This window comes from Streptomyces sp. NPDC031064, assembly GCF_055570965.1.
The window spans coordinates 151,022-163,851 of the sequence record NZ_JBVIGF010000012.1 but is presented as its reverse complement, the minus strand read 5'-3'; the positions used below and the strand labels follow the sequence as shown (position 1 = coordinate 163,851).

Below are 12,830 nucleotides of genomic sequence, written 5' to 3'. Positions count from 1 at the left end.
CATCGAGGAGTCGGCATGACCGCCGTCATCGGCATGGCGCCGCCGGAGTACGATCCGGCGGCCCCGGAGTCGGCCACCACGCTGCCGGTCGGCACGGCCGCGACCGTCCGGGCGTACGTGGCCGAACTGCTGCGCCGCCACCGGAGCGCGTTCGCCGTGCTCATCGCCGTGAACGCGGTCGCGGTCATCGCCTCGATGGTGGGCCCGTACCTGCTCGGCTCGCTGGTCGACCGGCTCGCGGAGGGCGCACGCGACCTCCATCTGCCGGTCACCATCGGCGCGTTCACGGCCGCGCTGCTGGTGCAGGCGGTGTTCGTCCGGCTGGTGCGGCTGCGGGGCGCGATGCTCGGCGAGGAGATGCTGGCCGATCTGCGCGAGGACTTCCTCGTCCGGTCGGTGGCGCTGCCGCCGGGCGTGCTGGAGCGGGCGGGCACGGGTGACCTGTTGTCCCGGATCACCACCGACATCGACCGGCTGGCCAACGCCATGCGCGAGGCCGTGCCGCAGCTCGCCATCGGCGTGGTGTGGGCGGGCCTGCTGATCGGCGGTCTCGCGGTGACCGCACCGCCGCTGGCGCTCGCCGTGCTGGTGGCCGCGCCGCTGCTGATCGCGGGGTGCCGCTGGTACTTCCGGCGGGCGCCCTCCGCGTACCGCTCGGAGGCCGCCGGGTACGCGGCGGTCGCCGCCGGGCTCGCCGAGACGGTCGACGCCGGCCGGACGGTCGAGGCGCACCGGCTCGGCGCGCGGCGGGTCGCGCTGTCGGACCGGCGGATCAAGGAGTGGACGGCGTGGGAGCGGTACACCCTGTTCCTCCGCTCGGTCCTCTTCCCCGTCATCAACGTCACCCACACCACCGTCCTGGCCGCCGTGCTGATGATCGGCGGCGTGTTCGTCCTGAACGGCTGGATGGCCGTGGGCCAGTTGGCCACGGGCGCGCTGCTGGCGCAGATGCTGGTGGAACCGGTCGGGATCATCCTGCGCTGGTACGACGAGCTCCAGGTGGCCCAGGTGTCGCTGGCCCGGCTGGTGGGCGTGCGGGAGATCGAGCCGGAGAGCGGCGACGAGTCGGTCCGCCCGGAGGGGCGCGACGTACGGGCGGACGATGTGCGGTTCGGGTACCGCGAGGGCGTGGACGTGCTGCACCGCGTGTCGATGGACGTCCCGCCGGGCACCCGGGTGGCCCTGGTCGGCCCGTCGGGCGCGGGCAAGTCGACGCTGGGCCGGCTGCTCGCCGGGATCTACGCGCCGCGCACCGGCCGGGTCACGCTCGGCGCGGCCGAGCTGTCCCGGATGCCCGCCGAGCGGGTGCGCGAGCACGTGGCGCTGGTCAACCAGGAGCACCACGTCTTCGTCGGTACCCTCCGCGACAACCTGCTGCTCGCGCGGCCGGGCGCGGTGGACGCGGAGCTGTGGGCGGCCCTCGGGGCGGTCGACGCCGAGGGGTGGGCGCGGGCGCTGGACGACGGCCTGGACACCGAGGTGGGCTCGGGCGGCCTGGCCCTCACCCCGGCCCAGGCCCAGCAGATCGCCCTGGCCCGCCTGGTGCTGGCCGACCCGCACACCCTGGTGCTGGACGAGGCGACCTCCCTGCTCGACCCCCGCGCCGCCCGCCACCTGGAGCGCTCCCTCGCCCGGGTGCTGGAGGGCCGCACGGTGGTGGCCATCGCCCACCGTCTCCACACGGCCCACGACGCGGACGTCATCGCCGTCGTCGAGGGCGGCCGCATCACGGAGCTGGGCAGCCACGACGCCCTGGTCGCGGCGGACGGCGCGTACGCGGCGCTGTGGCGGTCCTGGCACGGGTAGGGGGTGGGGCCCGGCTTTCAGCCGTCGTCCGGGAGCCGTTCCCTCACGCCTGCCGCATCCGGATGGTTCAGTTCCGCGAGGATCGCCAGCGCGCGACGCCAGTGGGCCTGGGCGTCGCCGTGCCGTCCCGTGCTCGTACAGGCCTGTGCGAGGACGCCTAGGGCCGTCGCCTCACCGAGCCGGTTGCCGACCTCCTCGTGGAGGGCGAGGGCCTGCGTGCCGAAGTCCACGGCCTCGTCGAACAGCCCGAGGGCGAGATGCAGGTCGGCGAGCTTGTCCAGAACGAGCGCCTCGCCGAACGTACGCCCCATGTCGCGGAAGATGACCAACGCCTCATGCAGTGCGGTGACCGCTTCCTCATGGCGCCCCAGAGCGCGGTAGGCGGGCGCGATGTTCTCCAGGCTGTGAGCGGCCAGAGCCGCATCGCGGCTGCGCTCGGCGGCGTCCAGCGCCTGTCCTAGGCATGCGACGGCCTCCTCGAAGCGCCCGGTCATCACCAGGGAATCGCCGAGGGAGTTCAGGAACCAGCCTTCCTCCTCCCCGATCGCCCGGCACACCTCCAGGGCTTCCTGGTTGTACTGCAGATTCTCCTGGTACCGGCCGCCGTAGAAGTGAGCGGCCGCCAGGTTCCGGAGGACCATCGCCTCGGCGCGCCGGTCGCCCAGGCGGCGCGTGGCGGCCAGCGCCGCTTCCGCGGCCGACAGCCACTCCGTGGTGGGCCTGCGCAACTGGAAGAAGGACCGGAGCGCGATGGGCAGTTGCCATGCGACGACGTCGTCGCCCACCTCGGCGGCCTGGCGGCACGTGGCGAGGAGATTCGGGAACTCCGTCTCGCACCAGTCCGCCGCCGCCTCGCGCGAGGGGAACGGAAGCCTCAGCGCCGGCTCGGGGCGGTCATCCGACGCCATGTCGAAGGGTGCGGGGCCTTGGCGGACGCCGAGCACCTTCCCCGCGGACTCGGTGGTGAAGAGGTACCAGGTGAACAACCGCCGCAGCGCGGCGCGGCGGTCGTCTTCGTCGTCCTCGGCGGTGCTGCGCTCGCGGGCGTAGTCGCGAAGCAGGTCGTGGAAGCGGTAACGGTCGTTTCCCACGGCCTCGATCAGGTGCAGGCCGGCCAGACGCGCCAGGTCACGAATGGCCTGGGAGGGCGCGCCGCCCGTCAGCGCGGCGGCCGCCGTGACACCGATATCGGGTCCGCCGAAGAGCCCCAGCAGGCGGAAGGTCCGTGCGGCCGCGGGCGGCAGGTGACGGTACGACCAGGAGAACACCTCACGGACGGCGGTCGTCTCATCGCCGTCGTACGTCGCCAGCGCGTCCAGTCGTGTGGTGCCACGGCCGAGTTCCGCCACCAGCGCCTGGAGGGAGAGGCCCGGACGCGCGGCTGCTTGCTCGGCGGCGATACGCAGGGCCAGGGGTAAGTGGGCGCAGCGGGCCGCCAGCTCCGCCGAGGCGGCGGGTTCCTGCTCCACCCGCTGCCTGCCGATGACGGAGGCGAGGAGCTCAAGCGCCTCTTCCGGTGTGAGCGCGTCGAGCACGATCCTTTGTATCCCTTCCCGCGCGACCAGCCCGGACAGCCGACTGCGGCTCGTCACGAGCACCAGGGACGGCGACGCACCGGGAAGGAGTGGGCGGACGTGTGCGGCGTCCCGTGCGTTGTCCAGGACGATGACCATGTGCCGGTTGCTGACAAGCGTGCGGTAGAGGCTCACCCTCGCGTCCAGTCCGTGGGGGACTCCCGCGGGTGTCACGCCGAGACTCACGAGGGCTTGTTCCAGCGCCTGGTGCGCCGGCATGGGCGGGCCGGCGTCGTAGCCCTGGAGGTTGATGTACAGATCCCCGTCGGGGAATCGGCCGCTCACCGCGTGGGCCCAGTGGAGCGCGAGGGCTGTCTTCCCGACTCCGGCCGCTCCCGCGAGCGCGGAGATCACCACCGTACGCCGGGCCTGTGCGTCGGACGGCTCGACGAGCGCGGCCAGTCGCGCCAACTCCGTCGCCCTGCCGGTGAAATGGGTGGGCCCCGGGGGCAACTGCCGGGGCGGCGGAGCCGCCTTCGACGACGTGGCGTGGAAGTGCACACCGCCGGTCACCTGACCGGACTGGACGACGATGTCGGCCGTACCGGGAAAGTCGTTGTGCGTGCCGCCGGAGGAGTGTGGACCGACACGATCTGTCATTGGCTGCAACCACCGCTCGGTTTCCGGGTTTTCACGGTACCGGCACCACATGTCCACTGTCCATGACTCATTGTGACTGTTGACACGGTCGTGGCGGCGTTGTTCCCTCCTTGGGAGCCCACGGGACGTCCCGAGGAGGGTGCGTGTGCATCCCACATCCGGCGAGGAGAGCAGAGCGCGACTCGGCCCGCGGCCGTCCGTGCTGGTGATGCAGCCCACGACCCTCTGCAATCTCGACTGCCGGTACTGCTATTTGCCGGCCAGGCACGAGCGCCGCGACATGTCGCGCGGGGTGCGGCGTGCCGTGGCAGCGGCGGCGGCCCGATGGAGCCGGTCCGGACACCGGCCGGAGATCCTCTGGCACGCGGGAGAGCCGCTCACCGTGGGCGTCCGCGCCTTCCGCGAACTGCTCTCCGGATGGCCGCCCGGTACGGTCCACCGGATTCAGACGAACGCCACTCTGATCGATGACTTGTGGTGCGACCTGTTCGACCGGTATCGCGTCCGGGTCTCCGTCAGCGTCGATGGTCCCGGGACCATGAACGCCGACCGGGTCACCCGTGCGGGAAGGCCGGCCGGACGGCGGATCGAGGCCGGGACGGCGGTGCTCGTCCGCCGCGGCATTCCCTTCGACATGCTCTCCGTCGTACGCGACCCCTCTCCCGGGGCGGCACGAGCCATTTACGCCCATGCGTGCAAATTGGGGGCGCAACAGCTCGGAATACTTCCCGAGGAGAGGAAAGGTGCTCACCGTGGAGCCCCGCGAGCGGCCGGGACCGGCTGGGCGGGTTTCTTCCACGAGCTGTACGTGCAATGGCGGGCCAACCCGCTGGTCCGTCTGCGTGAGCTCGAATCCGTGGCCAATTGCTTCGACGCCATACGCGCCGGGGTCACGGCCGCGCAGATCCGTGACATGCCGGTGGAGCCCATTCCCACGGTGTGCCACGACGGTGAGGTTGTCGTCCTGTCGCCGGACCTGGCGGGCTTCGCTCACCCGCGCCATGGGCGTTTCACGGTCGGCAACGTGCTGGAGCAGCCCCTGGAGCACTTGCTGCGACGAGCCGGAGCCGTCCCCTGGGTCCGGGAGGCTCTCGCCGGCGTGGACGCGTGCCGCCGGACGTGCCGGTATGCGGTGGCTTGCGGCGGGAGCTGGCCGGCGAACAAGTACTTCGAACTGGGGCGCCTGGACGCGACCGAAACGTCCTACTGCCGAAACCTCCAGCAAGCCAAGGTGGAAGGAGCACTGTTGTGCCGACCCTGATGCCCGGTGGAACTCCCGGCGAAAGTCTTGAAGAGGTGGTCCTCGCGCAGGTGGAGCACCTGGAGTGGCTGCTGGGGCCGGTCCACGGACCCGCCGATGGCGACCGCTCCGAAGAGGGCCTCGTCTTTCATGCGTTCCAATCGATGAATCAGAGCTGGAGCCGCGCGGCCACCTAGACCTCACTCGTCGAAAAGGCCCGACGAGGAAAGGACCCGGCGAAGACGAGGGCGTGGGATGCCTTCCGGCGCCCTCGCATGGACCCGTCGTGCAAGGCGATTCCGGCGGGCAGCACCACCAGATCACCGACCTTTATGGTCCACACCGCACAGACGATTTTCGCGACCTCGTCGGGGTGCTCGGTGAGAAAGTGGCGCAACTGCTTGGTGGTGGGGATGTTCCGGCCGTTGCCGGGACTGACCGTGTCCGACAGGTGCAGGGACGACATGTTCAGGGCGACCACCAGTGAGCGGGGCCCGGGTCCCATGTTGTGGATGACGCGCCTGTCGGCCGACGCGACCCGCACATCGCGGGCGAAGCGCTCACCTTCGCGACCGCTTGTCCACGCGTTGTCGTAGTGCATGCCGACCCGGACGGCGTGCAGCCGCTCCGAATACTGCTGGAGTCGCGGGTCGGCCACCGTGGTCGTCCGCGACCCGGCATGGGCGGACAGCACGTCCACCAGCCGTCCCTCATACGGCCCCAGCGGGTAGCGGGAGCCGTGGTGCGGGGCGAAGCCGGGTGCTGCCGCTTCCGCGCGGGCGGCGGCGACCAACTGCCCGGAATCCGGCAGCCTGCCGAAGCCCAGGCATAAGCCGGCGGGCGTGTCGGGTGCCGCCACGAACCGTACGATGCGTTCGAGATGCCTCGCCGCCACGTGGAGCGGTGCGTCCGGGACGATGGCGTCCGGTGTGAATCCCTGGTGCGACACCTCTTCGGGCGTCGCCAGATGGACCCCGCACACTGCCAGCCTGTGCCGGTGCGCCCGCAGCCAGGCGGGCGTGCAGTCCAGCCTGATGGACCTGTCGTCGACCCGCAGGTCGGTCAGCAGGCTGTCGACCGGGTCCGTTTCCATCTGACTCCTCGGGGACGGCGACCACGAGGAGTACCGGGAGTCCGGGTGGCCGCGGCAGGGTCGATCGACCGACTGCGCACGGCCTACCCGTCGCGATCGCCTGTCACACTCCCCTTTCTGACCGGCCCTCGGCGCCGTGGACCTCCAGGGCCGTGCGGACCGCCGATTCCAGGGCGCCTTCGATCCAGGCGGGTTTGACCGAGGTGTGGCAGCCGGCGAAGTGGAGTGGGCCTTCCGGGGTGCGCATGTCGAGGAGGATCTCGGTGTGCTGGCCGGGCAGCAGGACGGATGCCTCGCCGTAGGCGTACGGGTCGCGCTGCCAGCTCTGGGTGCGGCCCACGCCGGTGAAGAAGACCTCCAGCCGCCGGCCGTAGACCTCCTGCATGCCGCGCAGGGCGAGGGCGTAGCGGGCCTCGTCGTCGTAGGCGTCCCAGCGCCTGGCGTCGTCGGCCCAACTGTAGGAGGCGAGGACGACGCCGCCGGCGCTGCCGGGGACCGGGTGGGAGGGGTTGAACATGAAGCGGTTGGGGTTGTCGGTGACCGAGCCGCCGCCGATCACCCCGGCCGCCTCGGGCTGGTCGCGGGAGACCCAGGCGTTGGCCGCGTAGTGCGTGCGCTGCCCCTCGGAGAGGTGGCCCGGGGGTACGGAGGGGTGCCGGCCGAGCATCCTCCCGTCCCGCTCCACCTGGCCCTTGCGGTAGGCGTCGTACAGCCCGGGTTCGATGGCGTCCAGTTCGCGCCGCCAGTCGTCCTCGTCGAACTCCCACCAGCGGCGGCTGAATTCGAGGAGCACCTTGGTGGCGCTGTCGTAGTGCACCTCCTGGATGGCGCGGCGCTTCCCGTACGACACCCGCGGGGAGATCTGGACGTGCCGGAGGCCGGAGAACGGGATGGTCACGATCGCCGCGTCACCGGTGAACCGCTCGCTGACGACCTTGCCGTCCCGCCCCTCGGAGACGGTGTCGACGACGACCCGCTCCCCCTCGTCCCGGGTCTCGATGCGGGTGACGCGCCGGTCGAAGCGGACCTCGTCGCGTACCTGGTCCAGGAGGGCGTCGACGAGGACGGCGGTGCCGCCGGTCAGCTCGTGGAAGGCGGTGCCGGGGCTGATGAGGGACTGGCTGATGAAGGTGTGCAGGAAGGACAGCGGCAGCCTGGAGGTCATGTTCTCCAGGGTTCCGACGAGGTCGATGGTGCGTTCGTCGAGTCCGGCGTACTCGGTGAGGAACCGGTACATGGACCAGTCGCCGAACCGCTGGACGACCCTGGCCCAGCCTTCGAGCCGCTCGGGCATCGGCTTGTCGACCCGGGTGCCGTCGGGGCGGCGGGTGCTGTACTCGTCGCGTACGGGGTCGAGGGCGGCGCGCACGATGTCCGCCGCCGGGACGTTCTCGTACGCCTTCGGTACGCCGAAGGAGCGGTTGATCGCCCGGGGGTTCCTGGCGTAGTCGGCGCGGCGGGCGCTGATGCCGTTGACCCGGATCCAGGTGCGGTACCGGGGCTTTCCTTCCGGGTCGGTGTCGACGTAGCGGAAGGGCCGCCGCTCGATGCCGAGCTTGTCGATCAGACCGATGACGAGCGGGTGACTGCCGGGGATGCGCATGGCACCGGCCTCGGCGTACTGCTTGGGGTCGGCGAACGGCTGGGCGGCGTTCTCGTGGCCGCCGGTGCGGAAGGTCTTGATGCGGCCGCCCGCCCGGTTTCCGTTGGCCTCGACGACGGTGACCCGGTGGCCGGCGCGCTTGAGCAGGGCCGCGGCGGCCAGGCCGGCCGGTCCGGCGCCGAGGACCAGCACCTTCTTGGGCGCGGAAGGCGCCTTGGGCAGTCCGCCGCCGAGCAGGATCTTCTCGTAGGCCGGGACCAGGGGCCGGTCGTTCTCGTCGAGGACGAGCAGGGCGCGGGCGACGGCCAGGCAGGTCTGCCAGTCGGCGGTGGAGCGGGGGGCGGGGGCACGGGCGGGGGCGGGAGCCGGTGCGGCCGCCGGTGCGGCCGCCGGTGCGGCCCCGGCCGCGGCTGCGGCAGGCGTCGCGGGAAGGGCTGCGGCGACAGCCACCGAGCCAGTGGCGGCAGCTAATTGACGGCGCGTCAGTTGCGTGGAATCCATGATCAGAAGAAATCGGATCCTGAGCTTCCGCGCAGCGGCTTCGCACCCCGTTCACCCGAACGGGAAGACCGTGGGAGGAAGGTCAGATGAAGTTGAGCGCGGCCGCCCCGCCCACCCCGCCCAGCAGCATGAACGCCGGCATCAGGACCTTCAGCTCCACCCAGCTCCCGGCCCGGAACCGCATGCCCTTCGGCGGCCCCACCGGGTACCACCGCTTGCCCCCGACCGGGATCGGCCACAGGATCGGGCAGCCCGAGACGGTCAGGGCGTCGCCGATGTCGTGGACGAGGGCGCCGAGCACGATCGGCAGGCCCAGCCACAGGTACTCCTGCCCGGGCGCGGTGAACAGCCAGTCCGAGCCGTTGCCGGGCTTGTCCAGGACGCCCGCGAGGATCCACGCGCTGGTCGCCCCCAGCAGCCACACCAGGACGTCGCTGGACATCCGGGCCGCCCGCCACAGCAGGCCCTCCACCGCCAGGACCAGGTGGACGAAGAGGATGGCGAGGACCGCCCACCGGCCGCCCGTGATCGCCAGCACCGACGCGCCCGCGCCGCACAGCACGGCCCACACCCAGGTGTGCGTGAGGGTGCGGTGGCCCCCGCTCCGGCGGGCGTCGGCCCGCGTCCTGGTGGCCTTGTAGACGGCGTACGAGAGCTTGTCGACGATCTCGCAGATCCCCCGCGAGATCGGGCCGAAGGCCCGCGAGATGGTCGCCGACTTGTGGTCGAGGTCGGGCGCGAGCGCCGCGCCGGCGCAGATCAGGGCCCCGACGACCAGCACCGGCCACGGCATCGGGTGGCCCGCCGCGGCGGTCGCGGCCCCCACCCCCAGCCACGCGGCCGCGCCGGAGAGTGAGTGTGCCGGTCCCATCATGTGCGTTCCCCGCCCCGTTTGCTCTTGTCGTGCGCCCCGGTTGACGGGACAGCCTAGCGTTCGTGATCTTCGTACGAACGGCCGGTTCCCCCTTCCGGGCGCGAGCCAGGCAAGATGGGGGCGTGACCCTTATCGATCAGTTGCCTCCGGAAGCCGACCCCGATGCCCTCTTCGAGGCCTTCTCGTCATGGGCCGAGGAGCGGGGCATCACCCTGTACCCGGCCCAGGAGGAGGCGCTGATCGAGGTGGTCTCCGGGGCGAACGTGATCCTCTCCACCCCCACCGGCTCCGGGAAGTCGCTGGTCGCGGCCGGCGCGCACTTCACCGCGCTCGCCAATGACCAGGTGACCTTCTACACCGCGCCGATCAAGGCGCTGGTCTCGGAGAAGTTCTTCGACCTGTGCAAACTCTTCGGCACCGAGAACGTGGGCATGCTCACCGGCGACGCGTCCGTGAACGCCGACGCGCCGGTGATCTGCTGCACGGCGGAGGTACTGGCGTCGATCGCGCTGCGTGACGGCAAGGACGCGGACATCGGCCAGGTCGTGATGGACGAGTTCCACTTCTACGCCGAGCCGGACCGGGGCTGGGCCTGGCAGATCCCGCTGCTGGAGCTGCCGCAGGCGCAGTTCGTCCTGATGTCGGCGACACTCGGCGACGTCTCGTTGTTCGAGAAGGACCTCACGCGCCGCACCGGCCGGCCCACCTCGGTGGTCCGCTCGGCGACGCGGCCGGTACCGCTGTCGTACGAGTACCGGCTCACGCCCATCACGGAGACGCTGACCGAGCTGCTGGAGACCAAGCAGGCGCCGGTCTACATCGTGCACTTCACCCAGGCGCAGGCCGTGGAGCGGGCGCAGTCGCTGATGAGCATCAACATGTGCTCGCGCGAGGAGAAGGACAAGATCGCCGAGCTGATCGGCAACTTCCGCTTCACCACCAAGTTCGGCAAGAACCTCTCGCGGTACGTGCGGCACGGCATCGGCGTGCACCACGCGGGCATGCTGCCCAAGTACCGGCGCCTCGTCGAGAAGCTGGCGCAGGCGGGCCTGCTGAAGGTGATCTGCGGGACGGACACCCTGGGCGTTGGGGTCAATGTTCCTATTCGTACGGTTTTGTTCACGGCGCTCACCAAGTACGACGGCAACCGGGTGCGCACACTGCGTGCCCGGGAGTTCCACCAGATCGCCGGCCGGGCCGGGCGCGCCGGCTTCGACACGGCCGGGTTCGTGGTCGCGCAGGCGCCCGAGCACGTCATCGAGAACGAGAAGGCGCTCGCCAAGGCGGGCGACGACCCCAAGAAGCGCCGCAAGGTGGTCAGGAAGAAGGCCCCGGAGGGCTTCGTCGGCTGGACCGAGAACACCTTCGAGAAGCTGATCGCCTCCGAGCCGGAGCCGCTCACCTCCCGCTTCCGCGTCACGCACACCATGCTGCTGTCGGTGATCGCCCGGCCCGGCGACGCCTTCCAGGCGATGCGCCGGCTCCTGGAGGACAACCACGAGCCGCGCAAGAACCAGCTCCGGCACATCCGGCGCGCCATCGCGATCTACCGCTCGCTGCTGGACGGCGGGGTCGTCGAGCAGCTCGACAAGCCCGACGCCGAGGGCCGCACGATCCGGCTCACCGTCGACCTCCAGCAGGACTTCGCGCTCAACCAGCCGCTGTCCACGTTCGCGCTCGCGGCCTTCGACCTGCTGGACCCGGAGTCCCCGTCGTACGCGCTGGACATGGTGTCGGTCGTCGAGTCGACGCTGGACGACCCCCGCCAGATCCTCGCCGCCCAGCAGAACAAGGCGCGCGGTGAGGCGGTCGGCGCGATGAAGGCCGACGGGGTGGAGTACGAGGAGCGGATGGAGCGGCTGGCGGACATCTCGTACCCGAAGCCGCTCGAAGAGCTGCTGTGGCACGCGTACAACACCTACAAGAAGTCGCACCCGTGGGTCGGCGACCACCCGGTGTCGCCGAAGTCCGTGATCCGTGACATGTACGAGCGGGCGCTGTCCTTCACGGAGTTCACGTCCTTCTACGAGCTGGCGCGCACCGAGGGCATCGTGCTGCGGTACCTGGCGAGCGCGTACAAGGCGCTGGACCACACCATCCCCGACGACCTGAAGACGGAGGACCTGGAGGACCTGATCGCCTGGCTGGGCGAGATGGTGCGGCAGGTGGACTCCTCGCTGCTGGACGAGTGGGAACAGCTCGCCAACCCCGAGGTGGAGACGGCCGAGGAGGCCCAGGAGAAGGCCGACCAGGTCAAGCCGGTCACGGCCAACGCCCGCGCCTTCCGCGTGCTGGTGCGCAACGCGATGTTCCGCCGCGTGGAGCTGGCCGCGCTGGACCAGCTCCAGGAGCTGGGCGAGATGGACGCCGAGTCCGGCTGGGACGAGGAGCGCTGGGCGGAGGCGATGGACGCGTACTGGGACGAGTACGACGATCTCGGCACCGGACCGGACGCGCGCGGCCCGAAGCTGCTCGCCATCGAGGAGGAGCCGGAGCACGGCCTGTGGCGCGTCCGGCAGACCTTCGCCGACCCGAACGGCGACCATGACTGGGGCATCAGCGCGGAGGTGGACCTGGCGGCCTCGGACGAGGAGGGCCGGGCGGTCGTCCGCGTCACCGACGTCGGCCAGCTCTGAAAGGACGCATGGATGACCAACCCCGCCGAACGGCTCGTCGACCTGCTCGACCTGGAGCAGATCGAGGTCAACATCTTCCGTGGCGCGAGCCCGCAGGAGTCCCTGCAACGGGTCTTCGGCGGGCAGGTCGCCGGCCAGGCCCTGGTCGCGGCCGGCCGCACCACGGAGGGCGACCGGCCGGTGCACTCGCTGCACGCGTACTTCCTGCGGCCGGGCATCCCCGGCGTACCGATCGTGTACCAGGTCGAACGGGTGCGGGACGGGCGGTCGTTCACCACGCGGCGGGTCACCGCGATCCAGCGCGGCAAGACGATCTTCAACCTGACGGCGTCGTTCCACCAGCCGGAGGAGGCGGGCTTCGAGCACCAGCTCCCGCCGCGCCTGGAGTTCCCGCCGCCGGAGGCGCTCCCGTCGGTCACGGACGAGATCCGCGAGCACCTGGGCGCGCTGCCGGAGGCGCTGGAGCGGATGGCGCGCCGCCAGCCCTTCGACATCCGCTACGTCGACCGGCTGCGCTGGACGGCGGAGGAGGTCAAGGAGGCGGACCCGCGCAGCGCGGTGTGGATGCGCGCGGTGGGCCCGCTGGGCGACGACCCGCTGGTCCACACGTGCGCGCTGACGTACGCGTCCGACATGACCCTGCTCGACGCGGTCCGCATCCCGGTCGAACCCCTCTGGGGGCCCCGGGGCTTCGACATGGCGTCGCTGGACCACGCGATGTGGTTCCACCGCCCGTTCCGGACGGACGAGTGGTTCCTGTACGACCAGGAGTCCCCGATCGCGACGGGCGGCCGTGGCCTGGCGCGCGGCCGCATCTACGACCGCGAGGGCAGGCTGCTGGTGTCGGTGGTGCAGGAGGGGCTGTTCCGACGCCACTGAGCCCCACGGGCCGTGCAGCCCCGT

The 12,830-nt window shown here is 71.2% G+C and carries 9 protein-coding genes; 5 read left to right on the top strand and 4 right to left on the bottom strand.

The window, feature by feature from the left end; genetic code table 11:
• Window positions 1-15 precede the first annotated feature (15 nt).
• Window positions 16-1,806: an ABC transporter ATP-binding protein gene (locus ACZ46W_RS33760; RefSeq protein WP_468345898.1), complete on the top strand. Its 1,791-nt coding sequence runs from the start codon at window positions 16-18 to the stop codon at window positions 1,804-1,806.
• A gap of 17 nt (window positions 1,807-1,823) precedes the next feature.
• On the opposite strand, the gene ACZ46W_RS33755 is transcribed toward ACZ46W_RS33760, so the two are convergent.
• Window positions 1,824-3,980, bottom strand: a complete 2,157-nt coding sequence (locus tag ACZ46W_RS33755; protein ID WP_468345896.1) for an ATP-binding protein — start codon at window positions 3,978-3,980, stop codon at window positions 1,824-1,826.
• Between the two features lie 145 nt (window positions 3,981-4,125).
• Here ACZ46W_RS33755 and ACZ46W_RS33750 point away from each other — a divergent pair, with 145 nt between their 5' ends.
• Both ACZ46W_RS33750 and ACZ46W_RS33745 read left to right on the top strand, forming a co-directional pair.
• The gene (locus ACZ46W_RS33750; protein ID WP_468345894.1) at window positions 4,126-5,241 is read left to right on the top strand and encodes a radical SAM protein; all 1,116 of its coding nucleotides are present in this window, start codon (window positions 4,126-4,128) and stop codon (window positions 5,239-5,241) included.
• On the top strand, window positions 5,229-5,417 hold the full coding sequence (locus tag ACZ46W_RS33745) for a hypothetical protein (protein ID WP_468345892.1): 189 nt from the start codon (window positions 5,229-5,231) through the stop codon (window positions 5,415-5,417). Before ACZ46W_RS33750 ends, ACZ46W_RS33745 begins: the two co-directional genes overlap by 13 nt.
• On the opposite strand, the gene ACZ46W_RS33740 is transcribed toward ACZ46W_RS33745, so the two are convergent.
• The 3 genes from ACZ46W_RS33740 to ACZ46W_RS33730 all read right to left on the bottom strand — a co-directional run bounded on the left by ACZ46W_RS33740 (window position 5,414) and on the right by ACZ46W_RS33730 (window position 9,291).
• On the bottom strand, window positions 5,414-6,313 hold the full coding sequence (locus tag ACZ46W_RS33740) for a hypothetical protein (RefSeq protein WP_468345890.1): 900 nt from the start codon (window positions 6,311-6,313) through the stop codon (window positions 5,414-5,416). The two genes, ACZ46W_RS33745 and ACZ46W_RS33740, sit on opposite strands and share 4 nt — an antisense overlap.
• Window positions 6,314-6,416: 103 nt before the next feature.
• On the bottom strand, window positions 6,417-8,417 hold the full coding sequence (locus ACZ46W_RS33735) for a flavin monoamine oxidase family protein (RefSeq protein WP_468345889.1): 2,001 nt from the start codon (window positions 8,415-8,417) through the stop codon (window positions 6,417-6,419).
• Window positions 8,418-8,499: 82 nt separating this feature from the next.
• A complete protein-coding gene (locus ACZ46W_RS33730; protein ID WP_468345886.1) occupies window positions 8,500-9,291 on the bottom strand; it encodes a metal-dependent hydrolase in 792 nt (263 codons plus the stop codon).
• A 122-nt stretch (window positions 9,292-9,413) separates the two neighbouring features.
• Between ACZ46W_RS33730 and ACZ46W_RS33725 the strand changes: the two genes are divergently transcribed.
• Both ACZ46W_RS33725 and ACZ46W_RS33720 read left to right on the top strand, forming a co-directional pair.
• Window positions 9,414-11,927, top strand: a complete 2,514-nt coding sequence (locus ACZ46W_RS33725) for a DEAD/DEAH box helicase (RefSeq protein ID WP_468345884.1) — start codon at window positions 9,414-9,416, stop codon at window positions 11,925-11,927.
• Between the two features lie 12 nt (window positions 11,928-11,939).
• Window positions 11,940-12,806: an acyl-CoA thioesterase gene (locus ACZ46W_RS33720; protein WP_468345882.1), complete on the top strand. Its 867-nt coding sequence runs from the start codon at window positions 11,940-11,942 to the stop codon at window positions 12,804-12,806.
• Window positions 12,807-12,830 lie beyond the last annotated feature (24 nt).

Coding starts and splice junctions, on each gene's coding strand:
- ACZ46W_RS33760 (WP_468345898.1), top strand. CDS start 16: ATGACCGCCGTCATCGGCATGGCGCCGCCGGAGTACGATCCGGCGGCC.
- ACZ46W_RS33755 (WP_468345896.1), bottom strand. CDS start 3,980: ATGACAGATCGTGTCGGTCCACACTCCTCCGGCGGCACGCACAACGAC.
- ACZ46W_RS33740 (WP_468345890.1), bottom strand. CDS start 6,313: ATGGAAACGGACCCGGTCGACAGCCTGCTGACCGACCTGCGGGTCGAC.
- ACZ46W_RS33735 (WP_468345889.1), bottom strand. CDS start 8,417: ATGGATTCCACGCAACTGACGCGCCGTCAATTAGCTGCCGCCACTGGC.
- ACZ46W_RS33730 (WP_468345886.1), bottom strand. CDS start 9,291: ATGATGGGACCGGCACACTCACTCTCCGGCGCGGCCGCGTGGCTGGGG.
- ACZ46W_RS33720 (WP_468345882.1), top strand. CDS start 11,940: ATGACCAACCCCGCCGAACGGCTCGTCGACCTGCTCGACCTGGAGCAG.